Raw genomic sequence first — 25913 nt, 5'->3', positions numbered from 1 at the left:
TCGGATTACCGCTATGGGGTTACCACAGCGCCACGCTGTAGCTGACCAACAGCCTCACTTCATCCGCGTCACGGGCGAAGTTGGAGCGGAAGGTGGCGTTGCGCAGACGCACGGCGACGTTCTTCAACGGGCCGCTTTGTACCACGTACTTCAGTTCGGTGTTGCGTTCCCACTCTTTGCCTTCGCCACCGGCAGCACGGCTGACGTTGTCACCGCTGATGTAACGGGTCATGAAGGTCAGGCCCGGCACGCCGAGCGCGGCGAAGTTGTAGTCGTAGCGCGCCTGCCAGGAGCGTTCGTCGGCCCCGGCGAAGTCATTGATCTGGACGAAGTTGACCAGGTACGGGTCGGCGCCATCCACATACGGGAAGGCACTTTCGCCAGACAACTGCTGCCAGGCGGCGCTGACCTTGTGCCCGCCCAGGGCATAGCTGAGCATGCCGTTGACGGTGGTGTTGTCGATGTTGCCGGCCTTGGCTGCACCGGCGTCGTCGCTCATGGCAAGGCGCAGGTCGGCACCCAGGGTGCCCGGGCCCCAGGGTTGGGTGGCGACCATGCCGATGAAGTGCTGGCGGTAGATATCGTCGAGCTGGGCGAAGTGGTAGCTGCCGGTGATGCGGTCGGTGAACTGGTAGTCGAGCCCCGCCAGGGCCAGGTTGTCAGCGCTGAAGGTGCCACCGAAGCGGCCGTTCTTGTTGTTCAGCGCCAGGTCTTCCCAGTTGGTGTCGTTGCGGTCCTTGGCTTTGTCTATGCGGCCACCAGTGAAGGTCAGGCCCTTGATCTCCTTGGAGGTGAGCAGGCCACCTTCGAAGGTTTGCGGCAGGATACGCCCATCGTTGGGCTGCAGGGTCGGCAGTTCGGGGATCAGGGTGCCGATCTTGAGTTCAGTCTGGGAGATCTTCACCTTGCCGGTCAGGCCCAGCTTGGAGTACTCGTCGGCAGCCTTGCCGTCATCGTGGGTCGGCAGCAGGCCGCTGTTGGCACGGTCCGGGCTGGAGTCGAGCTTGATGCCGAGCATGCCCAACGCGTCCAGGCCAAAGCCCACGGTGCCATCGGTGTAGCCAGACTCGAAATTGAGGATGAAGCCCTGGGCCCATTCATCGCGCTTGGATTGCTGCGCGCTGGTGCCGTCGCGGAAGTCGCGGTTGAAGTACATGTTGCGGGTTTCGAAGGTGGCCGTGCTGTCTTCGAAGAAGGCGGCCTGGCTCATCGGGGCGACACCGGCAAGCGCGAGGGCGCTGGCGATGGCCGAGGGGCGAGCGATAAAGGAACGGGTAGGCGCGAACGCCTGCGGCTGCGATGACAGCATCGTCGATGACTCCGTTTATTGTTCTTATTCGTTGCACCTTGCTGGTGCTTTTTTCGGCGCGAAGGGCGACCGTGGTGCGATGCTAGGCAACGAACCTTTCGCTAACCTTTCAGCGTGAAAGGTTTGTCACGAGGGGCTTCACAGGCGTGGTGACAGCGGTACACTCCGCGCCACCGTCCCACCCGAGCAGGGAGAATCCGATGCGTGTGCTACTGGTCGAAGACCACCTGCAACTGGCCGAAAGCGTGGCCCTGGCCTTGAAAAGCCATGGCCTGACCGTGGATGTGCTGCATGACGGCGTGGCTGCCGACCTGGCGCTGGCCAGTGAGGAATACGCCGTGGCCGTGCTGGATGTCGGCCTGCCGCGCATGGACGGCTTTGAGGTATTGGCGCGCTTGCGAGGTCGTGGCAAGACCTTGCCGGTGCTGATGCTGACTGCGCGCAGTGACGTCAAGGACCGGGTCCATGGCCTGAACCTGGGCGCCGACGATTATCTGGCCAAGCCGTTTGAGCTGACCGAGCTGGAGGCGCGGGTCAAGGCCTTGCTGCGCCGCAGTGTGCTCGGTGGCGAGCGCCAGCAACGCTGTGGGCCGCTGGTGTATGACCTGGACACCCGTCGCTTCACCCTCGGTGACGACAACCTGACGCTGACCTCGCGCGAGCAGAGCGTGCTGGAAGCGCTGATCGCTCGCCCGGGCCGGGTGATGAGCAAGGAGCAGCTGGCTGCCCAGGTGTTTGGCCTGGACGAAGAGGCCAGCCCTGACGCCATCGAAATCTACATTCACCGGCTGCGCAAGAAGCTCGACGGGCACGCTGTGGCCATCGTCACTTTCCGCGGTCTGGGCTATTTGCTTGAGCACCGCGATGCGTGACAACGGCAGCCTGCGCGGGCGCTTGCTGGGTAATTTGGCGCTGTTGCTGGTGGTGCTGATGCTGGCCAGCGGCCTTAGCGCCTACTGGAATGGCCGCGAGGCCGCCGACACTGCCTACGACCGCACCCTGCTGGCTTCGGCGAGAACCATCGCCGCGGGCCTGTCGCAGCGCGATGGTTCGTTGAGCGCGGATGTGCCTTACGTGGCGCTGGACACGTTCGCCTATGACAGTGCGGGGCGCATTTACTATCAGGTGCTGGATATCAAGCAAAGGCTGATTTCTGGCTACGAGAACCTGCCGCCACCGCCGCCGGGTACGCCGCGCACCGATGACTATCCGGCATTGGCACGGTTCTACAACGCCACTTACCTGGGCCAGGACGTTCGTGTGGTCAGCCTGCTGAAGCCGGTCAGCGAGCCGAACATGAACGGCATGGCAGAGATTCGCGTAGCCGAAACCGAGGAAGCGCGGGTGCGCATGGCCCGAGGGTTGATGGCCGATACCCTGCTGCGCCTGGGCATGCTGGCACTGGGGGCGTTGGTGATGGTGTGGTTTGCCGTGAGTGCCGCGTTGCGGCCGTTGGAGCGCCTGCGCACAGCGGTGGAAGAACGCCAGCCGGACGACTTGCGAGCGTTGCCGGTGGTGCAGGTACAGCGCGAGCTGGGCCCGCTGGTGCGCGCCTTGAACCACTTTACCGAGCGCTTGCGTGGCCAGTTCGAGCGCCAGGCGCAGTTCATTGCCGACGCGGCCCACGAACTGCGAACGCCGCTGGCGGCGTTGAAGGCACGGGTCGAGCTGGGCTTGCGCTCGGCCGAGCCGCAGGAGTGGCGGCAGACCTTGGAGTCGGCAGCCCAGGGCACCGACAGGCTGACCCACCTGGCCAACCAGCTGTTGTCCCTGGCGCGGGTCGAGAATGGCGCACGGGCGATTGCCGAAGGCGGTGCGCAGCGTCTGGACTTGAGTCAGTTGGCCCGCGAGCTGGGCATGGCCATGGCGCCTTTGGCGCACAAGCGCGGGGTGGCGCTGGCGCTGGAGGCCGAGGCGCCGGTGTGGCTGAAGGGGGAGCCGACATTGCTCAACGAGTTGTTGAGCAACCTGGTGGACAATGCCTTGGCGCATACGCCAGCGGGTGGCAATGTGATTTTGCGGGTAATGGCGCCGGCAGTGCTGGAAGTGGAAGACGACGGGCCAGGTATTCCCGTGGCCGAGCGCGAACGGGTGTTCGAGCGGTTCTACCGGCGAAGTGCGCAGGGCAGTGGGTTAGGGCTGGCGATCGTTGGCGAGATCTGTCGGGCGCACCTGGCGCAAGTGAGCCTGCATGATGGCGAGAAGGGCGGGTTGCGGGTGCGGGTGAGCTTTATCGCGGATTGATGGTTTGCCTGTGTCGCCCTTTCACGGGCTCACCCGCGAAAGGGGCGACACAGGCTGCTACAGCTCAGCGCAACATGCTCCGCGCCTCCAGCAGTTCATCGACCTCAAGCTCGGTGCCAAACGGCAACCCCAGATGGCGGTATGCCGGCAGCGCAGCCAATGGCCGGTGACGCCCGCGCTGACTGATGCAGCGGGCGATCTGCACGATGTCGATGTAATCGATCTTGTCAGTCTGGCGGTCCAGGTCATGAACCTGGCTCGGCAGGTGGACCAATTGCTCCGGAAACTCCCAGGCCTTGAGGATCTTGTCCCCCAGCACCGGCTGGAGTTGCTCGATCACGTAATGCAGGCAAACCGGGTCGGACAACAGTTCGTTGTGCTCTTCGGCATAGATGAGTACCGGCAGCGCGCCAATCTGGTTGACCAGCCCACCCAAAGTGGCCTGGTCGGGCTTGAGAGGTGTGAAGCGGCGGCAGATTTCGTAGCTGATGCCCGCCACTTCCAGGCTACTGGCCCAGATATCGCGCAGTTTCTGCTCCACTGCCGGCGAGCGGGCATGGAAAATCTGCTCGATCACCAAGCCGATGGCCAGGTTGCAGCTGTAGTTGATGCCTAGCCGCGTGATGGCGGTATGCAGGTCGGTCACCTCGACCGCAGCACGCAGCAATGGGCTGTTGACGACCTTGATCAGGCGCGCTGACAGGGCCGCGTCGCGGCCGATCACCTTGCTCAGGGCCGCTACGCTGATCTCGCTGTCTTCCGCTGCCTCGCGGATGCTCAAGGCAACCTCGGGCAGGGTTGGCAGGACCAGGTCATCCTTTTCGATGGCGTCGAGCAATTGTGCTTGAACCAACTCGGCCAGCTTGTTCATGGGCATGTCTACCGCAGTGGTGGTGCGGCCCCGCCACAGGGGTGGGGCAGGCTGGTCAGCGCTGGATTTCCCGGTCGCGGTCCAGTTCGTAAGGCAGGGTCAGCACCTGCAGGCGCGGGCCTTCGAGGCTGCCCAGGTGCAGGTTGCCGTCTTCCACCGCCTCGGCGCTGAGCACCGCGAGCAGTTCGCAGCCCGTGCCGTTGCCGGCAGCAATGACCACTTCACCGACCGACGACCCATGGGTGGGCGAGAAAATCTCGGCGCCCGGGGCCGGAATGGCCTGCTGGTCCAGGGCCAGGCGGTACTGGCGGCGCTTGAGTTTGCCCAGGTACTGCATGCGGGCGACGATTTCCTGGCCGGTGTAGCAGCCTTTCTTGAAGCTGACGCCGTCGACGGCCTGCAGGTTGATCATCTGCGGGATGAACAGCTCACGGGTTGGGCCCATGACCTGGCCGATACCTGCGCGAATCTGGCCCAGCAGCCAGTCGTTTAGCGTGCCTTCGGGCAGCGCTGCGGCAAGGGCTTGGCGTACAGGCTCGGCGTCAGCCGCCGGCACCCACAACTCGACCCGGCCGGCGGACACGGCGATCGCGATCAGCCCGTCATGGCGCACGGTGCTACCGGCGGCGGCGGGCACGACAAGCCCCAGCCCCTGCAGTGCAGCGTCGCCACCTTGCAGGCCGAAGCGTGCCCATGCGCTGCTTTCGTCGGTCAGCGTGGCCTTGGAGAACACAGCGTACTTTTTCAGGTCGGCCAGTTGCGCGTCGAGCAGTTCACTGGCCATGGCCAGCAAGTAGCCGTTGCCTTCGGGCACTATGCGGAAGCTCGACTGCATGCGCCCCTTGACCATGCAGCGGGCGCCGAGGCTTGCGTATTCCTGGCTGAGGTAGTTGATGTTGCAGGTCAGCTGGCCTTGCAGGAACTTGCCTGCATCGGAGCCGCGGACGGCGAGGATGCCCTCGTGGGACAGGGGGCAGAAGAAAGCGGAATCGGCCATGGGTCATCGCGGTGGCTAAAGACTGGCGGCCATCATAGAACGCCGGTAACAAAATAGGTAGGTGACTAGACCAACGCCCGGTGTCGCTTCGCGCGCCTGGCTGTATACTGGCGGCCCATTCGAGGAGGGCCCCATGGTCGAACAAACTGAACTCAACCGGCTTTTCTGGCACAGCCGCCGCGGCATGCTGGAACTGGACGTACTGCTGGTGCCTTTCACCCAGGAAGTCTACCCCACCCTCAATGAGACCGACCGTGAACTGTACGTGCGTCTCTTGAGCTGCGAGGATCAGGACATGTTCGGCTGGTTCATGGAGCGCACCGAGTCCGAAGACCCGGAACTGCAGCGCATGGTCCGCATCATTCTGGACCGTGTCCAGCCCAAGTGAGTGCTTCGAGTGCCGTTGGCAAGGCTCGCGCCTGCTGCTGACGGCCTACCTCGCTTGTCAGGTTCTGGCGTGGCTTGCCGTGTGGGCGAGCTCGCTGCCCGGGTGGTTGGCCTTTTCGGTTGTCGCCGCCTGCACGGCCCACGCTGGCTGGGCCATTCCCCGACGTATCCTGTTGACCCATGAGCATGCTGTTGTCGGCCTGCGCCGTGATGTGCGGGGCTGGCAGGTGTTCAGTCGTGCCTGTGGGTGGCAGCGGGTTCGGTTGTGCCGGGACAGTGTGGCGTTGCCACGGCTGGTGGTTTTGCGCTTTGAGCGGGTGGGGCGTTGGCTGGGGGAAAGCCAGTGTATACCTCAGGATGCGCTAGGGGCTGACGAGCATCGGCGCTTGCGGGTGCGGTTGAAGTTCAGCCGGCGGCGCTGGGCTGCGGTGAGCCGGGCATAGATCGAGACCGGGTTAGCTTCTTCGCGGGCGAGCCCGCGAAGGCCACGACGCCGATATCAGAGCGGGTTAAGGATGGTGTCCTTGGCCTCGTCCAGCATCCCTGGATAATCCAGTGTGTAATGCAACCCTCGGCTTTCCTTGCGCTGCATGGCTGACAGGATCATCAGCTCGGCCACTTGCGCCAGGTTGCGCAGCTCGATCAGGTCACGGCTGACCTTGTAGTTGCTGTAGAACTCGTCGATTTCATCCAGCAGCAGGCGAATGCGGTGCTGGGCCCGCTGCAGGCGCTTGCTGGTGCGCACGATGCCGACGTAGTCCCACATGAAGCGCCGCAGTTCGTCCCAGTTGTGCGCAATGATCACGTCCTCGTCCGAGTCGGTCACCTGGCTGGCGTCCCAGCCGGGCAAGGCCTTGGGCATGGCCACTTGCTCCAGGTGCGCCTGGATGTCGGCAGCGGCGGCGCGACCGTACACAAAACATTCCAGCAGCGAGTTGCTGGCCATGCGGTTGGCGCCGTGCAGGCCGGTGAAACTGGTTTCGCCGATGGCATACAGGCCAGGCACATCGGTGTGGCCGCAGTCGTCGACCATCACCCCGCCGCAGGTGTAATGCGCCGCCGGCACCACCGGGATCGGCTGGCGGGTGATATCGATGCCAAAGGCCAGGCAGCGCTCGTACACGGTGGGGAAGTGGCTCTTGATGAAATCTGCAGGCTTGTGAGTGATGTCCAGGTATACGCAGTCCACGCCCAGGCGCTTCATCTCGTGGTCGATGGCGCGGGCCACGATGTCCCGTGGGGCCAGCTCTTCGCGTGGGTCGAAGCGTGGCATGAAACGTTCGCCGTTGGGCAGGCGCAGCAGGGCGCCCTCGCCGCGCAGGGCTTCGGTGATCAGGAAGCTCTTGGCCTGTGGGTGATACAGGCAGGTCGGGTGGAACTGGTTGAATTCCAGGTTCGCCACTCGGCAGCCGGCCCGCCAGGCCATGGCGATACCGTCGCCGCAGGCACCATCGGGGTTGCTGGTGTAGAGATAGACCTTGGCCGCACCGCCCGTGGCCAGCACGGTGAAGCGCGCGCCGAAGGTGTCCACCTCGCCGGTGTTGCGGTCGAGCACGTAGGCGCCCAGGCAGCGTTCGCCGGGCAGGCCCAGGCGGCGTTCAGTGATCAGGTCGACCGCCACCCGCTGCTCCAGCAGCTGGATGTTCGGGCGCTGGCGAGCCTGTTCCAGCAGCGTGGTGAAGATTGCCGCGCCGGTAGCGTCGGCGGCGTGGATGATGCGCCGGTGGCTATGGCCCCCTTCACGGGTGAGGTGGAACTCGAAGCCGCCATCGTCGACGCTGTAGTGCTCATCGCGGGTGAAGGGCACGCCTTGCTCGATCAGCCATTGGATCGCTTCGCGGCTGTGCTCGACGGTAAAGCGCACTGCGTCTTCATGGCACAGCCCGCCGCCGGCATTGAGGGTGTCCTCGACATGCGACTGCACAGTATCGGTGTTGTCCAGCACTGCAGCGACGCCGCCCTGGGCCCAGAAGGTCGAGCCGTTGGACAGGTCGCCCTTGCTCAATACGGCAACGCGAAGGTGGCTGGGGAGGTTAAGTGCCAGGCTGAGACCGGCGGCACCGCTGCCGATCACCAGGACATCATGTTGGAATTGTTGGCTCATGTCGGGACACTAGTAATCTTTGGGAGGGGCACGGCACAATGGTCACGCGCGGATGGCATTGTGAAACTATCGTTAAACGTGTCGGGATGCCTTTATAGCAGCCCCGGGTGGCCAATTTCCATGCTACCTGCCAGGTTGCGACAACCTTTGTGGGAACTTTCCGACATGGCCGGAAATCCTATGAAGGCTGCCCGTACGCCACAATTTGCCGCGGCGACGCAGGGCGGCAGGCCTTTCCAGGCTTACCCCTGTGTATTTGAAACCTGATTATCGACGTAGCCGGCCGTGACCGCGCCGCGTCTTCCGTGCAAGCCGACCAAGGGCTGCAGGAAACTTGCTTGGAGGGGAGAACTTTTGCGCAAAGCCCGAGTCTATGGTTGCAAGCCTGAACGATGGCTGATGCAACGCTCCTTCGAGTTCACTGAGGAGTGTTCATGCTAACCCAGGAAGAGGATCAGCAGCTTGTCGAGCGCGTTCAGCGCGGCGACAGGCGAGCTTTCGATCTGTTGGTGCTGAAGTATCAGCACAAGATTCTCGGGTTGATCGTGCGGTTTGTCCACGATACCCACGAGGCCCAGGATGTAGCACAGGAAGCCTTCATCAAGGCCTACCGTGCGCTTGGCAACTTCCGCGGCGACAGTGCGTTCTATACGTGGCTGTACCGCATCGCCATCAACACGGCGAAGAACTACCTGGTGTCCCGTGGAAGACGGCCGCCAGACAGTGATGTGAGCTCCGAGGATGCGGAGTTTTACGACGGCGATCATGGTCTCAAGGATCTCGAGTCCCCAGAGCGCTCGTTGTTGCGGGATGAAATCGAAGGCACTGTCCATCGCACCATCCAGCAACTGCCCGAAGACCTGCGTACGGCATTGACGCTACGCGAGTTCGACGGGCTGAGTTACGAAGACATTGCCAGTGTCATGCAATGTCCGGTGGGTACCGTGCGCTCTCGAATCTTCCGCGCTCGGGAGGCCATAGATAAAGCCCTGCAGCCGTTGTTGCAGGAAACCTGAGACAGCGGCGACAGCGCCAAGAGAGGAACCGCCATGAGTCGTGAAGCTTTGCAGGAATCGCTGTCCGCGGTGATGGATAACGAAGCGGATGAACTGGAACTGCGTCGGGTGTTGAACGCCGTCGACGACGCCGAAACCCGTGCCACCTGGTCGCGTTACCAGGTTGCCCGTGCAGCCATGCACAAGGAACTGCTGCTGCCTAACCTGGATATCGCCTCGGCGGTGTCCGCGGCGCTGGCCGACGAAGCCGTGCCAGCCAAGGTCAAGAAAGGCCCTTGGCGCAGCATTGGCCGTCTGGCGGTAGCCGCCTCGGTTACCGTCGCGGTACTGGCCGGTGTGCGTATGTACAACCAGGACGAAATCACGGGTGCAGAGCTTGCTGCCCAGCAGCCTGTCCAACAGGGCCTGAGTGTGCCACAAGCGCAAGGCCCGGCCGTTTTGGCAGGCTATAGTGAAAGCAGTGAGCAACCGACCGGGCCAATGGCCAATGGCGTGCTGCAGAACCAGGCCGGCTGGGATCAGCGTCTGCCAGGCTACCTGCGCCAGCATGCCCAGGAATCTGCGCTCAAGGGCACTGAAACCGCATTGCCGTATGCCCGCGCCGCCAGCCTGGAAAACCGTTAAGTAAGGAGGATCATGCGCGCGCTACCTCTCTTGTCGCTGCTGATTGGCAGCTGCATGACGGTGCCAGCATTGGCGGCCAATTCTTCGCCTGAGGCGAGTGAGTGGCTGAACAAGCTGGCACAGGCCGAGCAAAAACAGAGCTATCAAGGGTCGTTCGTCTACGAACGCAACGGCAGTTTCTCCTCCCACGACATCTGGCACAGGGTCGACGACGGCAAGGTCAGCGAGCGGCTGTTGCAGCTTGATGGCGCCGCCCAGGAAATCGTGCGCGTGGATGGCAAGGTGGAATGTGTCAGCGGGGCCTTGGCCAGCGGTGTCACGGCGCCGCCGGATACCGCACCGCGTGTGCTTGATCCGCTGAAACTGATGGGTTGGTACGATTTGAGTGTGGCAGGCAAGTCACGGGTCGCCGGGCGCGATGCCGTGATCATTACGCTCACGCCACGCGACCAGCATCGCTATGCGTTCGAATTGCACCTGGACCGTCACTCGGGTTTGCCGCTGCGTTCGTTGATGCTCAACGACAAGGGGCAGTTGCTGGAACGCTTCCAGATGACCCGTCTCGATACCGATGAAATACCCAGCGACGCAGACTTGCGCCCAGGTGCTGCCTGCAAGCCAGTGCAGCATGTGGCAGCCGGCAGCAATGATGCCGTCGCGGGTTGGCGTTCGGACTGGCTGCCACCCGGTTTCGAGCTGGTCAACAGCTCGGTACGCCGTGATCCCAAGCACAACAGTTCGGTCAGCAGCCTGATGTATGACGACGGCCTGGCGCGTTTTTCGGTGTTCATCGAGCAAGTGAGCGATGATGGCGGCACCGACATGCGCACCCAGCTAGGCCCGACCTCGGCAGTCTCGCGTCGCCTGAATACACCCAAGGGCAAAGTGATGGTGACCGTGGTTGGCGAAATTCCGCTGGGTACGGCAGAACGCGTCGCCCTGTCGATGCGCCCCCAGGATGCCCAGGCGCGCCAGTAATGGCGCGCTTTTGCGTGCCGAGCCAAGGCAGGTGGGCATACGCCTGAAATGAAATTAAAGCATTGTCATTTGCAATCCATCGGCAAATTTTCTATAGGTCAGGCTTTGAAGAGCCTGGCCTTTTCTGCGTTGTGCAGGGGTCTTTCCAAACTACCGCTCGTTGTGACGGGAGTCGTATGTCAATACCACGCTTGAAATCCTACCTAATGATGTTCGCTGCTGTGCTGATGCTCGGCCAAGTAGTCGCCGCCCAGGCCGAGGAAGCCCTGCCGGACTTCACCACCCTGGTGGAGCAGGCTTCGCCGGCGGTGGTCAACATCAGTACCAAGCAGAAGCTGCCTGACCGCCGGATCGCCGCAAACCAGATGCCGGATCTGGAAGGCCTGCCGCCGATGTTCCGCGAGTTCTTCGAGCGCAACATGCCCCAGCAGCCCCGTTCGCCGCGCGGCGACCGCCAGCGCGAGGCGCAGTCGCTGGGCTCGGGCTTCATCATTTCCAGTGATGGCTACGTGCTCACCAATAACCATGTGGTGGCCGATGCCGACGAGATCATCGTCCGCCTGTCGGACCGTAGCGAGCTCCAGGCCAAGCTGGTCGGCACCGACCCGCGCACTGACGTGGCGCTGCTGAAGGTCGATGGCAAGAATTTGCCAACGGTGAAACTGGGTGACTCCGAGAAGCTCAAGGTGGGCGAGTGGGTACTGGCCATCGGTTCGCCGTTCGGCTTCGACCATTCGGTGACCAAAGGTATCGTCAGCGCCAAGGGCCGGACCCTGCCCAATGACACCTACGTACCGTTCATCCAGACCGACGTGGCCATCAACCCGGGTAACTCCGGCGGCCCGCTGTTCAACATGAAAGGCGAAGTGGTGGGGATCAACTCGCAGATCTTCACCCGTTCTGGCGGTTTCATGGGCCTGTCGTTCGCCATCCCGATTGATGTGGCGATCGATGTCTCCAACCAGCTGAAGAAAGACGGCAAGGTCAGCCGCGGCTGGCTGGGCGTGGTGATTCAGGAGGTCAACAAGGACCTGGCTGAATCGTTCGGCCTGGACAAGCCGGCGGGCGCCCTGGTGGCCCAGGTGCTGGAAAACGGCCCGGCAGCCAAAGGCGGCCTGCAGGTGGGCGACGTGATCCTCAGCATGAACGGCCAGCCAATCGTCATGTCGGCCGATCTGCCGCACCTGGTAGGCGGCCTCAAGGATGGCGAGAAGGCCAAGCTGGAAATCATCCGCAATGGCAAGCGCCAGAACCTGGACATCAGCGTCGGCGCGCTGCCGGATGACGACGTTGACATTGGCGCTGGCACCGAAGGCAGCGCCGAGCGCAGCAGCAACCGCCTGGGTGTATCGGTCGCCGACCTGACCGCCGAGCAGAAAAAATCCCTGGAGCTCAAAGGTGGCGTGGTCATCAAGGAAGTGCAGGATGGCCCGGCAGCCATGATCGGCTTGCGCCCTGGTGATGTCATCAGCCATCTGAACAACCAGGCCATCGGTTCGGCCAAGGAATTCACCGAAATCGCCAAGGAACTGCCGAAGAATCGTTCCGTGTCGATGCGCGTACTGCGTCAGGGCCGTGCCAGCTTCATCACTTTCAAGCTTGCTGAATAAGCAGTTTCGCAAGGCGAAAGGGCAGCTTCGGCTGCCCTTTTTCATGAATCTTCACAATTGCCGGAATGATTGCTGTGTACAGTCGGACAGAGGAATCTCCCATAACCCAGCAGCTTAAGGTACAATTCCCGGCTATTTTTCGGCGGGCGTCCGGCTCGCAGCCTTTTCGAGTGTTGACCCGTGAGTGATTTGAGTCATATCCGCAATTTCTCCATCATCGCCCACATCGACCATGGCAAGTCGACGCTGGCTGACCGTTTCATCCAGATGTGCGGTGGCCTGTCGGCGCGCGAGATGGAAGCCCAGGTGCTCGATTCCATGGACCTGGAGCGTGAGCGCGGTATCACCATCAAGGCCCACAGCGTCACGCTTCACTACAAGGCGCAGGACGGCAAGACCTACCAGCTGAACTTCATCGATACCCCCGGCCACGTCGACTTCACCTACGAAGTTTCGCGTTCGCTGGCGGCCTGTGAAGGGGCACTGCTGGTGGTTGACGCCGGTCAGGGCGTGGAGGCCCAGTCCGTAGCCAACTGCTACACCGCCATCGAGCAGGGCCTGGAGGTCATGCCGGTCCTGAACAAGATGGACCTGCCCCAGGCCGACCCGGACCGCGTCAAGGACGAGATCGAGAAGATCATCGGTATCGATGCCACCGACGCCGTGGCCTGCAGCGCCAAGAGCGGTATGGGCGTTGACGAGGTGCTCGAGCGCCTGGTGCACACCATCCCCGCGCCAGAAGGTGAGATTGATGCACCGCTGCAAGCGCTGATCATCGACTCTTGGTTCGACAATTACCTGGGTGTGGTCTCGCTGGTGCGTGTGCGCCAGGGCCGCGTCAAGAAAGGCGACAAGATCCTGGTCAAGTCCACCGGCAAGGTGCACTTGGTCGACAGCGTCGGTGTCTTCACCCCGAAGCACACCCAGACCGCTGATCTGAAAGCCGGCGAAGTAGGCTTCATCATCGCCAGCATCAAGGACATCCACGGTGCCCCGGTTGGTGACACCCTGACCCTGTCCTCGACCCCTGAGGTCGAGGTGTTGCCAGGCTTCAAGAAGATTCAGCCGCAGGTCTACGCCGGCCTGTTCCCGGTCAGCTCCGACGACTTCGAGGATTTCCGCGACGCTCTGCAGAAGCTGACCCTGAACGACTCCTCGCTGCAGTACATGCCGGAAAGCTCCGACGCGCTGGGCTTTGGCTTCCGTTGCGGTTTCCTGGGCATGTTGCACATGGAGATCATCCAGGAGCGCCTGGAGCGCGAATATGACCTGGACCTGATCACCACCGCACCCAGCGTGATCTACGAACTGGAGTTGAAAACCGGCGAAACCATCGTCGTCGACAACCCGTCCAAGCTGCCGGACGTCTCGGCTGTGGCCGACTTCCGCGAGCCGATCGTCACCGCGACCATCCTGGTTCCGCAGGAGCACCTGGGCAACGTCATCACTCTGTGCATCGAGAAGCGTGGCGTACAGCGCGACATGCAGTTCCTCGGCAGCCAGGTGCAGGTGCGTTACGACATGCCGATGAACGAAGTGGTGCTCGATTTCTTCGACCGCCTCAAATCCACCAGCCGCGGCTATGCTTCGCTGGATTATCATTTCGATCGCTACCAGTCGGCCAACCTGGTCAAGCTGGACGTGCTGATCAACGGCGACAAGGTCGATGCCCTGGCATTGATCGTGCACCGCGACAACGCGGCCTACAAAGGCCGTGCGTTGACCGAGAAGATGAAGGAACTGATCCCTCGGCAGATGTTCGACGTAGCGATCCAGGCAGCCATTGGCGGCCAGATCATTGCGCGGACAACCGTCAAGGCGCTCAGAAAGAACGTACTGGCCAAGTGCTACGGCGGTGACGTCAGCCGTAAGAAGAAGCTGCTGGAGAAGCAGAAGGCCGGTAAGAAACGCATGAAACAGGTGGGCAATGTGGAAATTCCACAAGAAGCCTTCCTCGCCGTGCTCAGGTTGGATAGCTAGGTCCTATGTCGCTAAATTTCCCGCTGTTGCTGGTCATCGCCGTCTTCATCTGCGGTCTGCTGGGCTTGATCGACCTGCTGTTCCTGGCCCCGCGCCGGCGTGCGGCAATCGCCAACTATCAGGGCAGCGTCAGCCAGCCTGAGATGGCGGTGGTCGAACGGCTGAACAAGGAGCCGTTGCTGGTCGAGTACGGTAAGTCGTTCTTCCCGGTGCTGTTCATTGTGCTGGTGCTGCGTTCATTCCTGGTCGAGCCGTTCCAGATCCCTTCGGGATCGATGAAACCGACCCTGGAAGTGGGCGACTTCATCCTGGTGAACAAATTCTCGTACGGCATTCGCCTGCCGGTGATCGACAAGAAGGTCATCGAGGTCGGTGACCCGCAACGCGGGGATGTAATGGTGTTCCGCTACCCGAGTGACCCGAATGTCAACTACATCAAGCGTGTGGTTGGCCTGCCGGGCGACGTGGTCCGCTACACCAACGACAAGCGGCTGTTTGTCAACGGCCAGCCCGTTGCCGAACAACTGGTGGGCAGCGAGCCGGGTACCCTCGGCAGTGCTCAGCTGTACAAGGAAAAACTCGGCGCGGCCGAACACCTGATCCGCAAGGAAATGAGCCGTTATCGCATGCCGCCGGACCAGCAGTGGACCGTACCTGCGGGCCATTACTTCATGATGGGCGACAACCGCGACAACTCCAACGATAGCCGTTTCTGGGATGACCCGAACATTCCCAAGGAACTGCACGGCATGGTTCCGGACCGGAACATTGTCGGCAAGGCCTTCGCGGTGTGGATGAGCTGGCCAGAGCCCAAACTCAGCCACTTGCCCAACCTGTCGCGGGTTGGCCTGATCCATTGATACCCATCGGCGCTGTCCAGCAGACAGCGCCGAATGCATTTCTGACATAGGCTGTGTTCTCAGGGATCGGGAGATTCGCCGCAAATCGATCGGCGGACCACAGCCAAACAGTCTTTCAGGATGTTGATTTGAACAACGCGTTGAACAACGATCGGGTGGCCGCATGAGTGCTTCCCTTGCCGGTCTGGAGCGAAAGCTCGGTTACACCTTCAAGAACCAGGACCAGATGCTCCTGGCACTGACCCATCGCAGTTACGCCGGGCGCAACAATGAGCGCCTGGAGTTCCTCGGTGACGCCATTCTCAACTTCGTTGCCGGCGAAGCGCTGTTCGAGCGTTTTCCGCAGGCTCGCGAAGGCCAGTTGTCGCGGCTGCGTGCGCGGTTGGTCAAGGGTGAGACCCTGGCCCGTCTGGCCCGTGGTTTTGACCTTGGCGATTACCTGCGCCTGGGTTCCGGAGAACTCAAGAGCGGCGGCTTTCGCCGCGAGTCGATCCTGGCCGACGCCCTGGAGGCACTGATTGGTGCCATCTATCTGGACGCCGACATGGACACCGCCCGGGAGCGCATCCTGGCCTGGCTGGCCGATGAGTTCGAAGGCCTGACACTGGTCGACACCAATAAAGATCCGAAAACCCGCCTGCAAGAGTTCCTGCAGTCGCGCAGCTGTGAGCTGCCGCGTTACGAAGTCGTGGATATCCAGGGTGAACCACACTGCCGGACCTTCTTCGTCGAATGCGAAGTGGTACTGCTGAACAACAAGAGCCGTGGTCAAGGCGTTAGCCGGCGTATTGCCGAGCAAGTCGCCGCCGCGTCTGCACTGATCGCCCTGGGCGTGGAGAATGGCAATGACTGATAGCAACCCGACCCGCTGCGGCTACGTAGCCATTGTCGGCCGTCCCAACGTCGGCAAGTCGACCCTGCTCAACCACATCCTGGGCCAGAAGCTGGCGATTACCTCGCGCAAGCCGCAGACCACCCGCCACAACATGCTCGGCATCAAGACCGAAGGTGATGTGCAGGCCATCTACGTCGATACCCCCGGTATGCACAAGGCCAACGACAAGGCCCTGAACCGTTACATGAACCGCAATGCCTCGGCGGCCCTCAAGGACGTCGACGTGGTTATCTTCGTGGTTGACCGTACCAAGTGGACCGACGAGGACCAACTGGTTCTGGAGCGCGTGCAGTATGTCACCGGCCCGCTGATCATCGCGGTCAACAAGACCGACCGCATGGAAGAGAAAGCCGAGCTGATCCCGCACCTGCAGTGGCTGCAAGAGCAGCTGCCGAACGCCGAGGTGATGCCGATTTCCGCACAGCAGGGGCACAATCTCGAGGCGCTGGAAGCACAGATCGCCAAGCACCTGCCCGAGAACGATCATTTCTTCCCCGAAGACCAGATCACCGACCGTAGCAGCCGCTTCCTGGCCGCCGAACTGGTGCGCGAGAAGATCATGCGCCAGCTGGGTGCGGAGTTGCCGTACCAGATCACCGTGGAGATCGAGGAATTCAAGCAACAGGGCCATGTGCTGCACATTCACGCGTTGATCCTGGTTGAACGCGATGGCCAGAAGAAAATCATCATTGGTGATAAGGGCGAGCGCATCAAGCGCATCGGTTCCGAGGCGCGCAAGGACATGGAAGTGCTGTTCGATTCCAAGGTCATGCTCAACCTGTGGGTCAAGGTAAAGGGCGGCTGGTCCGACGACGAGCGCGCCCTGCGTTCGCTGGGCTACGGCGACCTGTAATTACCTGACCGGTCGGTTATTCCTGTGGGAGCGGGCGTGCCCGCGAATGCGATAGTGGGTTCACTGACGCTTTCGCGGGCACGCCCGCTCCCACACGTACATCAGGCCCCAGAGATAGTGCATGGACCAACCCACCCCCCAGCCAGCCTATGTACTGCACAGCCGTGCCTATAAGGAAACCAGCGCGCTGGTAGACTTCTTCACCCCGCAGGGCTGCATGCGAGCCGTGTTGCGCCGCGCGCGGGGTAAGGGCGGCAGCCTGGTGCGACCATTCGTGTCGCTGGAGGTGGAGCTGCGTGGGCGCGGCGAGCTGAAGAATGTCGGCCGCATGGACAGCACCGGCATCGCCGCCTGGCTACACGGCGATGCCCTGTTCAGCGGGTTGTACCTCAATGAACTGCTGATGCGCCTGCTGCCTGCCGAAGCGCCGTTCCCGGCGCTGTTCGAGCACTACACCTTGACCTTGCAGGCACTGAGTGCCGGGCGCCCGCTGGAGCCCCTGCTGCGCTCGTTCGAATGGCGGCTGCTGGACGAACTCGGTTATGCGTTTTCCTTGCACCATGACGTCAATGAGCAGCCCATTGCCACCGATGGCCTGTACCGCTTGCGCGTTGACGCCGGCCTGGAGCGGGTAGAGCTGGCGCAGCCCGGCCTGTTCCGTGGCACCGAACTGCTGGCTATGGCCCATACCGATTGGGACGCCCCCGGCGCCTTGCTTGCCGCGAAGCGGCTGATGCGCCAGGCACTGGCAGTTCACCTGGGGGCAAAACCGCTGGTAAGCCGGGAACTGTTTCGCAAGCGCTGATCAGGACGTATGCTGTTGGGCTCAATCTTCAGGAGAGCCTTTCGTGACTCACAGCAACCGCATGCTTCTTGGCGTCAACATCGACCACGTGGCGACCCTGCGCCAGGCCCGTGGCACGCGCTACCCTGACCCGGTCAAGGCTGCCCTGGACGCCGAGGAAGCAGGCGCCGATGGTATCACCGTGCACCTGCGTGAAGACCGCCGGCACATCCAGGAGCGTGACGTTGTGCTGCTCAAGGATGTGCTGCAGACCCGCATGAACTTCGAGATGGGCGTCACCGAAGAGATGATGGCCTTTGCCGAAAAGATTCGGCCGGCGCACATCTGCCTGGTACCCGAAACCCGTCAGGAGCTGACCACCGAAGGTGGCCTGGACGTGGCAGGGCAGGAAGCGCGGATCAAGGCTGCAGTGGAACGGCTGGCGCGTACCGGTGCCGAGGTGTCGCTGTTCATCGACGCCGACGAACGGCAGATCGAGGCCTCGCGTCGGGTTGGCGCACCGGCCATCGAGCTTCACACCGGCCGTTATGCCGATGCCGAAACCCCCACCGAAGTGGCTGAAGAGCTCAAGCGGATCGTCGAGGGTGTGGCGTTTGGCGTGGGGCAGGGGCTGATCGTCAATGCGGGTCACGGGCTGCACTACCACAACGTCGAGGCGGTGGCGGCGATCAAGGGTATCAATGAGCTGAACATTGGCCATGCGCTGGTGGCGCATGCCCTGTTTGTCGGCTTCAAGGCTGCTGTGGCCGAGATGAAGGCGCTGATCGTGGCGGCTTCGCGCTGATTGTTGGCCGCCTGTACCGGTCTCTTCGCGGGCTTGCCCGCTCCCACAGGTACCCACAAGCCTTGAGGCTGTGCAGCCCCTGTGGGAGCGGGCAAGCCCGCGAAGAGGCCAGCACAGGCGGCCGATCACTCGGCAGGAAACACCAGGGTAAACCGGGTAGGCCCCAGGGGGCAGCTGCTGACCTCGACCCGCCCGCCATGCAACTGCATGATCGACTTCACGATCGCCAACCCCAACCCGGTCCCGCCCTCCAGCCGCGAACGCCCCGAACCTACCCGGTAAAACCGCTCGAACAAGCGCGACTGGTGCTCTGCAGGCACACCCGGCCCCTGGTTCTCCACGGATAGCCTGACTTCGCTGCCCGAGCGTTCGATGCGCAGCGCCACGGGTTTACCCTCGGGACTGTGCCGTATGGCGTTGCTCAACAGGTTCGACAGTGCCCGCTGAAACATCAGCCGGTCTCCCAGCGCTGTCCCCCAGCCCTGAACACGTAGCTCAATTTCTTTCAGCTCGGCACTGTAGGCAAACAGCTCGACAACCCGCGCTGCCTCGTCGGACAGCGCCAAGGGTTTCAACGCAACCTGCGTATGCGGCTGGCTGACCTGGGCAAGAAACAGCATGTCGTTGATGATGCGGTTGAGCCGGGTCAGCTCTTCGATGCTGTCTTCAAGCACTTCCCGATAGTTGGCGTTGTCCCGCTCACGGGCCAGTGTCACCTGCGCCTTGCCCATCAGGTTGCTCAACGGTGTGCGCAGTTCATGGGCCAGGTCGTCAGAGAACTGCGACAGCTGCCTGACACCTTGGTCGAGTCGATCGAGCATCACGTTGATACTGCCGGCCAGGTCTGCCAGTTCCTGCGGCAGGGAGGTAGCGGGCAGGCGATGCTGCAGGTCCTGGGCCGACACCTGCCCGGCAATGCGCCGGAAGTGCCGCAATGGTTTCAGGCCGCGCTGCATCAGCCACCATGCCCCCGCACCAATCAAAACCAGTAGCAGTGGCAAGGCGAGCAACGTCGAGTGCAGGTAGGCTTGCAGCAGGGCGTTGTCGTCGGCGCGGTTGAGCGACATCATCACCTTGACAGGGGTGTTGTCGCGCAGGCGCATCAGCCGGGTAACGGTGAGGATCTGGTTACCGCCGCTGTCACGCCAGGCGTGAAAGGCCAGGCGCGCATCGGTGTGCAGTTCACCGACCCGCGATTCCAGGGCCGGGCCGAGGCTGAGCAGGTGGGGGTGGCGGCCGTCGAGAGCCAGCACACTGAGGCTTAGGTTGTCATGCCCCATCACCAGGTCCAGCAGTGGATGGGCGCGGCTGCCCAGGTCCTCGCTGCGCAGGTCGACACGCAGGTTGTGCTCGACCTGAAGCATCTTGCGCGCCAAATCCTTGCGCGCGCGGCTGTCCAGTTCGTGATCCAGGGCAAACACGGCCAGGCAGGCCAGCAGCAGCACCAGTGCGGCGCCCATCAATGTCACGCTCAGGCCCAGGCGTAACGACAGGCTGGCGTTTTTCAAAGGCGAGCCTCAAGTACGTAGCCCACACCACGCAGGGTATGGATCAGCTTGTTGTCGAACGGGTCGTCGATCTTCGCCCGCAGGCGCCGGATCGAGACCTCGACCACGTTGGTGTCGCAGTCGAAGTTCATGTCCCACACCAGCGAGATGATCTGCGTGCGCGACAACACTTCGCCAGTCTGGCGCATTAGCAGGTGCAGCAGGGCGAACTCCTTGGCGGTCAGGTCGATGCGCTGCCCGGCGCGGTAGGCGCGGTGGCGGCCGGGGTCCAGTTCCAGGTCAGCGACGCGCAGGGTGCTGGGCTGCAGTTGCTGGTCGTTGCGGCGTAGCAGGCTGCGGATGCGCGCCAGTAGCTCAGGGAACTCAAAGGGCTTGAGCAGGTAGTCATCCGCGCCCAGGTCCAGGCCTTTTACCCGGTCGGCCAAGCGACCGTGGGCGGTCAGCATCATGATGCGTGTGGCCGATTCGGTACGTAGCCGCTGCAGCACGGTCCAGCCATCGATTTCGGGCAGGTTGACGTCGAGGATGACCAGGTCATACGCCTGTTGGCGTGCCAGGTGCAGGCCGTCGGTGCCTGTGTGGGCGCAGTCGACCACGTAACCGTTCTCGCGAAGGCCCTGTTGCAGGTAGTCGGCGGTACGCAGCTCGTCCTCGATGATCAGTAGGCGCATGGGGGGCTCGGTATGTTGAAAGGGGACGATTCTTGACCCTGTAGTGACATCAGGGTCAAGCGCCCCAATGTTACGGCATGAAAAAAGGCCTGCGGTGCAGATAACGGATTTGTAATTCTGCTGTTATCTGGCTGTCTGTTCGGGCCTCTTCGCGAGTAAACCCGCGCCTGTAGGAACGGGTTTACCCGCGAAGAGGCCCGAACAGTCCACACAAGGCCACATTGCAGGACTGTAATCCCCGCCTCACCTTGCCGTTAGCCAGCCCTCGCTAGGATGGCCGTGTCTGATCGGTTATTACGAGGCAAACACGATGAACCTGACCAAATACCTGCTGTTGGCCACCCTTGCCCTGGGCAGCGCCAGTGTTTATGCCGAGGGCGGTGCGGAGCGCTCGAAGCAGTTCTGGCAAGCCTTCCGCGAAGACCAGCAGCGTCTGCATGGCGACAAGCAACAGGCTGTTGCCGAGCGCGAGCGCAAGGCGCAAGAGAAGGCGCGTGAGGTGGCCAAGGATTGAGGTAACGACACCTGCGCCGCGACGGCTCCTCGCCGCAGGTGTATTCAGGCGCCCCTGCGGGCGCCTTTTTTATTTGCGCGCCAGCAGGGTGGCGCGGCGTGGGGCAGGCAGGCCTTCGACGGTCTTGCTGTGGTCGTTCGGGTCGAGGAAGTCGCTCAGCGACTGGTAGCGCATCCAATCGGTGCTGCGCTGCTCCTCGACGCTGGTCACGCTCACGTCGACGCAGCGCACATCGCTGAAGCCGGCACGGCGCAACCAGCGGGCCAACGCCGGTACCGACGGCAGGTACCAGACGTTGCGCATCTGTGCGTAGCGGTCCTCAGGCACCAGCACCTGGTTTTCGTCGCCCTCGATAACCAGCGTTTCCAGCACCAGCTCGCCACCTTTGACCAGGCAGTCCTTGAGCGCCAACAGGTGCTCGATGGGCGAGCGGCGGTGATAGAACACGCCCATGGAAAACACGGTATCGAAACCTTCAAGGTTGGCGGGCAGGTCTTCCAGGGCGAACGGCAGGTGCCAGGCCGGTAACGCCGGCAGGTATTGCTGCACGGCCTGGAACTGGCAGAAGAACAGCCAGTTGGGGTCGACCCCAACCACCATGTCTGCGCCGGCGCCGAGCATGCGCCATTGGTAGTAGCCATTGCCACAGCCCACGTCGAGTACGCGTTTGCCTTTGAGGTCCAGGTGCGGGCCGACCCGCGACCACTTCCAGTCCGAACGCCATTCGGTGTCAACGTGCACGCCAAACAGGTCGAATGGCCCCTTGCGCCAGGGCGACAGGCCCATCAGTGCCTGGCGCATCTGCGCGCGGGTGGCGTCGTCGCAGTCGCAATCCAGACGCAACCCGTTGACCAGGTCGACTTCACTGGGTTGCAGGGCGGGCAGGGCTTCCAGCGCCCCGCGCCAGCGGTCGAGGTCACCGTGACCCTTTTCCAGCTTGGCGTCCAGTTGCGCTTGCAGGCCTTGCGACCAGGAAGCCAGGGGCGTGCCCGCCAGGCGGCGGACGAGGGGAGACAGATCGATCATGGCAGGGCTATCAACGAGGCGAAGTTAAGGCATTGGAACCAAGGCACCACTTTCGAGAAGCCGGCTGCGCGCAGGCGTTCCTGGTGGGTTTCGAGTGTATCGGGCTTCATCACGTTTTCGATGGCACTGCGCTTCTGGGCGATCTCCAGTTCGCTGTAGCCATTGGCCCGTTTGAAATCCAGGTGCAGTTCATTGAGCAGGTCCTGCGCTTGTTCATCGGCGAAGCGCAGCTTCTCCGACAGAATCAGCGCGCCGCCGGGCAGCAGCGCCTGGCGGATTCGCCCGAGCAGTTCAAGGCGCTGGTCAGGGGCAATGAACTGCAGGGTGAAATTCATCGCCACTACCGAGGCCGGCTCGAAGGGCAGGGCCAGGATATCGGCCTCCAGCACGTGCACCGGCAGCAACTCCTGGAACATCGAATCTTGTGCAGTGAGGTACTGCCGGCAGCGCTCGACCATGGCAGCGGAGTTATCCACCGCAATTACCCTGCAGCCGTCGCTGCGCACATGGCGACGCAGCGACTGGGTAACGGCGCCCAGCGATGCGCCCAGATCGTACAGTGCGGTGCCTGGCTGGGCGAACCGGGCGGCCAGAACCCCGAGGTTCTCGACAATGGTTGGGTAACCGGGCACCGAGCGCTTGATCATGTCCGGGAACACACGTACGACGTCTTCGTTGAAGACGAAGTCGGGCACCTGCTCCAGGGGTTGGGAGAAAAGGCGGTCGGGTTGTTTGCTCACGGCGAATCCAGGCGGCTGGTGATAGGCAGGGGGCGCATTCTAGCCAAACCGCAGCCGGGATGCATGGTTGGCTGACCAGCGCTGTGCGTTCAATTGACCCGAATGGCGCAATCGAAGGTCTGCACCGGGCGCACTTCCGGGGCCCAGGGTTGCTGGTAGACCAACACCAGGTTCCCTTGGCCCGTAGCGCGGGCCTGGAAGCGCCAGGTCGATAGGCCCGAGCTGCCGACGATACCGGTGTCTTCAGGCGCGCTGTAAACCTCGGGGCCAAGGCTTTGCAATACGTTGGGTGCCGGGTTCTGTACCAGCCAGCGGTAGCCGGTGGTGGGGTTGCTGGGCAGGGTAAGCGTGAGGATCTGGCCGACCTGCAGGCGCTTGGGGCATTCGCTTTCGGCGTCCAGGTCAACGGGCTGCGAGGATTGTTGCGCGCAAGCAGAAAGCAGGGCGAAGCTCAGGGGAACGAGCAGACGAGGAGAGGTCATGGTGGCTCCGAAGGCTGGCGATGGCCTGAGGATACCCGATGATCGAGGAAATTTGTGCTGCCTGTGCCGGCCCTTTCGCGAGTAAGCCCGCGCCTGCAGGGGTAGCGTACCCTTGTAGGCGCGGGCTTGCCCGCGAAGAGGCCGGTGCAGGCTAGAACAGCACTTTCGCCACGTCGGCAAAGCGCTTGGCGAAATGCACTGTCAGGCCTTCGCGCAGGTAGTCCGGCAGTTCTTCGAAGTCGCCGCGGTTGGGCTCCGGCAGGATCAGTTCGAAAATCTTCTGCCGCCGCGCCGCAATCACCTTCTCGCGCACGCCGCCAATCGGCAGTACCTGGCCGGTGAGGGTCAGCTCGCCCGTCATGGCGACACCTTTTTTGGCAGACTGGTCGCGGGCCAGTGAAAGCAAAGCGCTGGCCATTGTGATGCCGGCACTGGGGCCGTCTTTGGGCGTGGCGCCTTCGGGTACGTGCAGGTGGATGAACGCTTCGTTGAAGAAACCTGGATCCCCGCCAAATTGCTTGAGGTTGGAGCTGATGTAGCTGTAGGCAATTTCGGCAGACTCCTTCATCACGTCACCCAGCTTGCCGGTCAGCTTGAAGCCGCGGTTGTGGGTGTGGATGCGGGTCGCCTCGATCGGCAGCGTGGCGCCGCCCATGCTGGTCCAGGCCAGGCCGGTGATGACGCCTTTGCCAGCCAGTACCTGCTCGCTGCGGAACACCGGTATGCCGAGTGCGGTCTCCAGGTCCTTGGTGCCGATCTTAAGCTTGGCGTCGGGGTTTTCCAGCAGCTTGACCACGGCCTTGCGCACCAGTTTGCCCAGTTGCTTCTCCAGCTGGCGCACGCCGGCCTCGCGGGCATAACCGTCGATCACCAGGCGCAGTGCACTGTCGCTGATGCTGAGGCTGGTCTTGGATACGCCGGCCTTCTCCAGCTGCTTGGGCCACAGGTGGCGCTTGGCGATGGTCATTTTTTCTTCGGTGATATAGCCGGACAGGCGGATCACTTCCATGCGGTCGAGCAACGGCCCGGGTATTGAATCGAGGGTGTTGGCAGTGCACACGAACAGCACCTTGGACAAGTCCAGGCGCAGGTCGAGGTAGTGGTCGAGGAAGTCGACGTTCTGCTCGGGGTCGAGGGTTTCCAGCAACGCTGAGGCCGGGTCGCCCTGGTAGCTCTGGCCCATCTTGTCGATTTCGTCGAGCATGATCACCGGGTTCATCACTTCGACGTCTTTCAGGGCCTGCACCAGCTTGCCGGGCTGGGCGCCGATATAGGTGCGGCGGTGGCCCTTGATCTCGGCTTCATCACGCATGCCGCCGACGCTGAAGCGATAGAAGGGCCGGCCGAGCGATTCGGCGATGGACTTGCCAATGCTGGTCTTGCCCACCCCGGGCGGGCCCACCAACAGCACGATCGAGCCGCTGATCTCGCCTTTCCAGGCGCCCACGGCGAGGAACTCGAGGATGCGCTCCTTGATGTCGTCGAGGCCGGAGTGGTACTGGTCGAGGACTTTGCGCGCGTGCTTGAGGTCGAGCTTGTCTTTGCCGTACACGCCCCACGGCAGGGCGGTGGCCCATTCCAGATAGTTGCGGGTGACGGCGTATTCGGGTGAGCCGGTTTCCAGGATGGCCAGTTTGCCCATCTCTTCGTCGATGCGCTTGCGTGCCTGCGGTGGCAGGGTCTTGCCTTCCAGGCGCTGTTCGAACTGTTCAAGGTCGGCGCTGCGGTCGTCCTTGGTCAGCCCCAGCTCTTGCTGGATGACCTTGAGTTGTTCCTTGAGGAAGAACTCGCGCTGGTGTTCGCCGATCTGCCGGTTGACCTCGGCCGAGATCTCGTTCTGCAAGCGCGCGACTTCCACCTCTTTGCGCAGCATTGGCAGTACCTTTTCCATGCGTTTGAGCATGGGCACGCAGTCGAGCACTTCCTGCAACTGATTGCCGGTGGCCGAGGTGAGCGCGGCGGCGAAGTCGGTGAGCGGCGAAGGGTCGTTGGGGCTGAAGCGGTTGAGGTAGTTCTTCAGCTCTTCGCTGTACAGCGGGTTGAGCGGCAGTAGCTCTTTGATCGCGTTGATCAGCGCCATGCCGTAGGCTTTGACCTCGTCGGTCGGCTCGGCGGGCTGGCGCGGGTATTCGACTTCGACCAGGTAGGGCGGGCGGTGGTGCTTGAGCCAGTTGCGGATGCGCACCCGGGACAGGCCCTGGGCGACGAACTGCAATTTGCCGTTTTCGCGGCTGGCATGGTGCACCTTGACCAGCGTGCCGTACTGCGGCAGTGCCGAGGTGTCGAAGTGGCGGTGGTCTTCTGGCGGGGTGTCCATGAAGAACAGCGCCAGGCAGTGGTCCGGTGACTTGGCTACCAGGTCGAGCGTTTCGGCCCAGGGCTCTTCATTGACGATCACCGGCAGTACCTGGGCCGGGAAGAACGGGCGGTTGTGGATCGGGATGACGTAGACCTTGTCCGGCAGCTGTTGACCGGGCAGGGCGAGGGCGTGGCTGACTTCGGCCTGGAGGGTGTGTTCGACTTCGCTGTGTTCGTCAGGGTGTTCGGGGAAATCCTGCTGGTCGCTCATGGGGCACCTGCGTGAATGACTATGGTGCTTAGATGGGGCGGGGAGGGATGGGTTTCAATGGTTCGGGAGCAGCCTTGTGTTGCGAT

25 protein-coding genes are annotated in these 25913 nt (G+C 62.5%); 15 read left to right on the top strand and 10 right to left on the bottom strand.

Features of this window, described 5'->3' with window-relative positions:
- Positions 1–19 precede the first annotated feature (19 nt).
- A complete protein-coding gene (locus ACF8FB_RS03930) occupies positions 20–1309 on the bottom strand; it encodes an OprD family porin (RefSeq protein WP_104962478.1) in 1290 nt (429 codons plus the stop codon).
- Positions 1310–1509: 200 nt separating this feature from the next.
- On the opposite strand from ACF8FB_RS03930, the gene ACF8FB_RS03925 reads away from it, so the two are divergent.
- Positions 1510–2181, top strand: a complete 672-nt coding sequence (locus ACF8FB_RS03925) for a response regulator (protein WP_392509394.1) — start codon at positions 1510–1512, stop codon at positions 2179–2181.
- Positions 2174–3553: a sensor histidine kinase gene (locus ACF8FB_RS03920; RefSeq protein ID WP_392511048.1), complete on the top strand. Its 1380-nt coding sequence runs from the start codon at positions 2174–2176 to the stop codon at positions 3551–3553. The genes ACF8FB_RS03925 and ACF8FB_RS03920 overlap by 8 nt, the downstream gene beginning before the upstream one ends.
- Positions 3554–3617: 64 nt before the next feature.
- On the opposite strand, the gene ACF8FB_RS03915 is transcribed toward ACF8FB_RS03920, so the two are convergent.
- Both ACF8FB_RS03915 and ACF8FB_RS03910 read right to left on the bottom strand, forming a co-directional pair.
- A complete protein-coding gene (locus tag ACF8FB_RS03915) occupies positions 3618–4424 on the bottom strand; it encodes an HDOD domain-containing protein (RefSeq protein WP_028698136.1) in 807 nt (268 codons plus the stop codon).
- 55 nt (positions 4425–4479) lie between these two features.
- Entirely contained in the window at positions 4480–5421 is a 942-nt protein-coding gene (locus tag ACF8FB_RS03910; RefSeq protein WP_392509392.1) for a YgfZ/GcvT domain-containing protein, read from the bottom strand.
- Positions 5422–5554: 133 nt separating this feature from the next.
- Between ACF8FB_RS03910 and ACF8FB_RS03905 the strand changes: the two genes are divergently transcribed.
- Positions 5555–5809, top strand: a complete 255-nt coding sequence (locus ACF8FB_RS03905) for a succinate dehydrogenase assembly factor 2 (protein WP_003252043.1) — start codon at positions 5555–5557, stop codon at positions 5807–5809.
- A complete protein-coding gene (locus ACF8FB_RS03900; RefSeq protein WP_392509391.1) occupies positions 5793–6251 on the top strand; it encodes a protein YgfX in 459 nt (152 codons plus the stop codon). The genes ACF8FB_RS03905 and ACF8FB_RS03900 overlap by 17 nt, the downstream gene beginning before the upstream one ends.
- A 56-nt stretch (positions 6252–6307) precedes the next feature.
- Here ACF8FB_RS03900 and nadB read toward each other — a convergent pair whose 3' ends face one another.
- Positions 6308–7912: an L-aspartate oxidase gene (gene nadB, locus ACF8FB_RS03895; protein WP_010952532.1), complete on the bottom strand. Its 1605-nt coding sequence runs from the start codon at positions 7910–7912 to the stop codon at positions 6308–6310.
- A gap of 434 nt (positions 7913–8346) precedes the next feature.
- Here nadB and rpoE point away from each other — a divergent pair, with 434 nt between their 5' ends.
- The 10 genes from rpoE (at position 8347) to pdxJ (ending at position 18317) form a co-directional block, all read left to right on the top strand.
- The gene (rpoE, locus tag ACF8FB_RS03890; RefSeq protein ID WP_003252049.1) at positions 8347–8928 is read left to right on the top strand and encodes an RNA polymerase sigma factor RpoE; all 582 of its coding nucleotides are present in this window, start codon (positions 8347–8349) and stop codon (positions 8926–8928) included.
- Positions 8929–8961: 33 nt separating this feature from the next.
- Positions 8962–9552, top strand: coding sequence for a sigma-E factor negative regulatory protein (locus ACF8FB_RS03885; protein WP_003252050.1), 591 nt, complete (start codon positions 8962–8964; stop codon positions 9550–9552).
- 12 nt (positions 9553–9564) lie between these two features.
- Positions 9565–10530 (top strand): MucB/RseB C-terminal domain-containing protein, encoded by a 966-nt coding sequence (locus tag ACF8FB_RS03880; protein ID WP_010952533.1) that lies wholly within the window; start codon positions 9565–9567, stop codon positions 10528–10530.
- Positions 10531–10736: 206 nt separating this feature from the next.
- On the top strand, positions 10737–12140 hold the full coding sequence (locus ACF8FB_RS03875; RefSeq protein ID WP_370688748.1) for a DegQ family serine endoprotease: 1404 nt from the start codon (positions 10737–10739) through the stop codon (positions 12138–12140).
- 180 nt (positions 12141–12320) lie between these two features.
- Entirely contained in the window at positions 12321–14120 is a 1800-nt protein-coding gene (lepA, locus tag ACF8FB_RS03870) for a translation elongation factor 4 (protein WP_010952535.1), read from the top strand.
- A gap of 5 nt (positions 14121–14125) precedes the next feature.
- The gene (gene lepB, locus ACF8FB_RS03865; RefSeq protein WP_003252057.1) at positions 14126–14980 is read left to right on the top strand and encodes a signal peptidase I; all 855 of its coding nucleotides are present in this window, start codon (positions 14126–14128) and stop codon (positions 14978–14980) included.
- Between the two features lie 163 nt (positions 14981–15143).
- The gene (gene rnc / locus ACF8FB_RS03860; RefSeq protein ID WP_003252059.1) at positions 15144–15833 is read left to right on the top strand and encodes a ribonuclease III; all 690 of its coding nucleotides are present in this window, start codon (positions 15144–15146) and stop codon (positions 15831–15833) included.
- Complete coding sequence (gene era, locus ACF8FB_RS03855; RefSeq protein ID WP_003252061.1) at positions 15826–16728, top strand: GTPase Era; 903 nt, start codon at positions 15826–15828, stop codon at positions 16726–16728. Before rnc ends, era begins: the two co-directional genes overlap by 8 nt.
- Before the next feature lie 121 nt (positions 16729–16849).
- On the top strand, positions 16850–17533 hold the full coding sequence (recO, locus tag ACF8FB_RS03850; protein WP_392509390.1) for a DNA repair protein RecO: 684 nt from the start codon (positions 16850–16852) through the stop codon (positions 17531–17533).
- 61 nt (positions 17534–17594) lie between these two features.
- Complete coding sequence (gene pdxJ / locus ACF8FB_RS03845; RefSeq protein ID WP_392509408.1) at positions 17595–18317, top strand: pyridoxine 5'-phosphate synthase; 723 nt, start codon at positions 17595–17597, stop codon at positions 18315–18317.
- 125 nt (positions 18318–18442) lie between these two features.
- Here pdxJ and ACF8FB_RS03840 read toward each other — a convergent pair whose 3' ends face one another.
- Both ACF8FB_RS03840 and ACF8FB_RS03835 read right to left on the bottom strand, forming a co-directional pair.
- Positions 18443–19825: a heavy metal sensor histidine kinase gene (locus ACF8FB_RS03840; protein ID WP_012053600.1), complete on the bottom strand. Its 1383-nt coding sequence runs from the start codon at positions 19823–19825 to the stop codon at positions 18443–18445.
- Positions 19822–20496, bottom strand: a complete 675-nt coding sequence (locus ACF8FB_RS03835; RefSeq protein ID WP_392509389.1) for a heavy metal response regulator transcription factor — start codon at positions 20494–20496, stop codon at positions 19822–19824. Before ACF8FB_RS03835 ends, ACF8FB_RS03840 begins: the two co-directional genes overlap by 4 nt.
- A 310-nt stretch (positions 20497–20806) precedes the next feature.
- On the opposite strand from ACF8FB_RS03835, the gene ACF8FB_RS03830 reads away from it, so the two are divergent.
- A complete protein-coding gene (locus ACF8FB_RS03830; RefSeq protein ID WP_003252072.1) occupies positions 20807–21010 on the top strand; it encodes a hypothetical protein in 204 nt (67 codons plus the stop codon).
- A gap of 69 nt (positions 21011–21079) precedes the next feature.
- Here ACF8FB_RS03830 and cmoB read toward each other — a convergent pair whose 3' ends face one another.
- From cmoB to lon, 4 genes are all read right to left on the bottom strand, one after another.
- On the bottom strand, positions 21080–22036 hold the full coding sequence (gene cmoB, locus ACF8FB_RS03825; protein ID WP_392511047.1) for a tRNA 5-methoxyuridine(34)/uridine 5-oxyacetic acid(34) synthase CmoB: 957 nt from the start codon (positions 22034–22036) through the stop codon (positions 21080–21082).
- Positions 22033–22776 (bottom strand): carboxy-S-adenosyl-L-methionine synthase CmoA, encoded by a 744-nt coding sequence (gene cmoA, locus ACF8FB_RS03820; RefSeq protein ID WP_004575434.1) that lies wholly within the window; start codon positions 22774–22776, stop codon positions 22033–22035. The genes cmoB and cmoA overlap by 4 nt, the downstream gene beginning before the upstream one ends.
- Positions 22777–22865: 89 nt before the next feature.
- Positions 22866–23258, bottom strand: a complete 393-nt coding sequence (locus ACF8FB_RS03815) for a protease inhibitor I42 family protein (protein WP_392511046.1) — start codon at positions 23256–23258, stop codon at positions 22866–22868.
- A gap of 151 nt (positions 23259–23409) precedes the next feature.
- The gene (lon, locus tag ACF8FB_RS03810) at positions 23410–25827 is read right to left on the bottom strand and encodes an endopeptidase La (RefSeq protein ID WP_010952543.1); all 2418 of its coding nucleotides are present in this window, start codon (positions 25825–25827) and stop codon (positions 23410–23412) included.
- Positions 25828–25913: the final 86 nt, after the last annotated feature.

The organism is Pseudomonas sp. yb_2 (assembly GCF_043103905.1).
Taxonomy (GTDB): Bacteria; Pseudomonadota; Gammaproteobacteria; order Pseudomonadales; family Pseudomonadaceae; genus Aquipseudomonas; species Aquipseudomonas alloputida.
The sequence above is the reverse complement of the archived record's forward strand: the minus strand, read 5'-3'. Positions and strand labels throughout refer to the sequence as shown.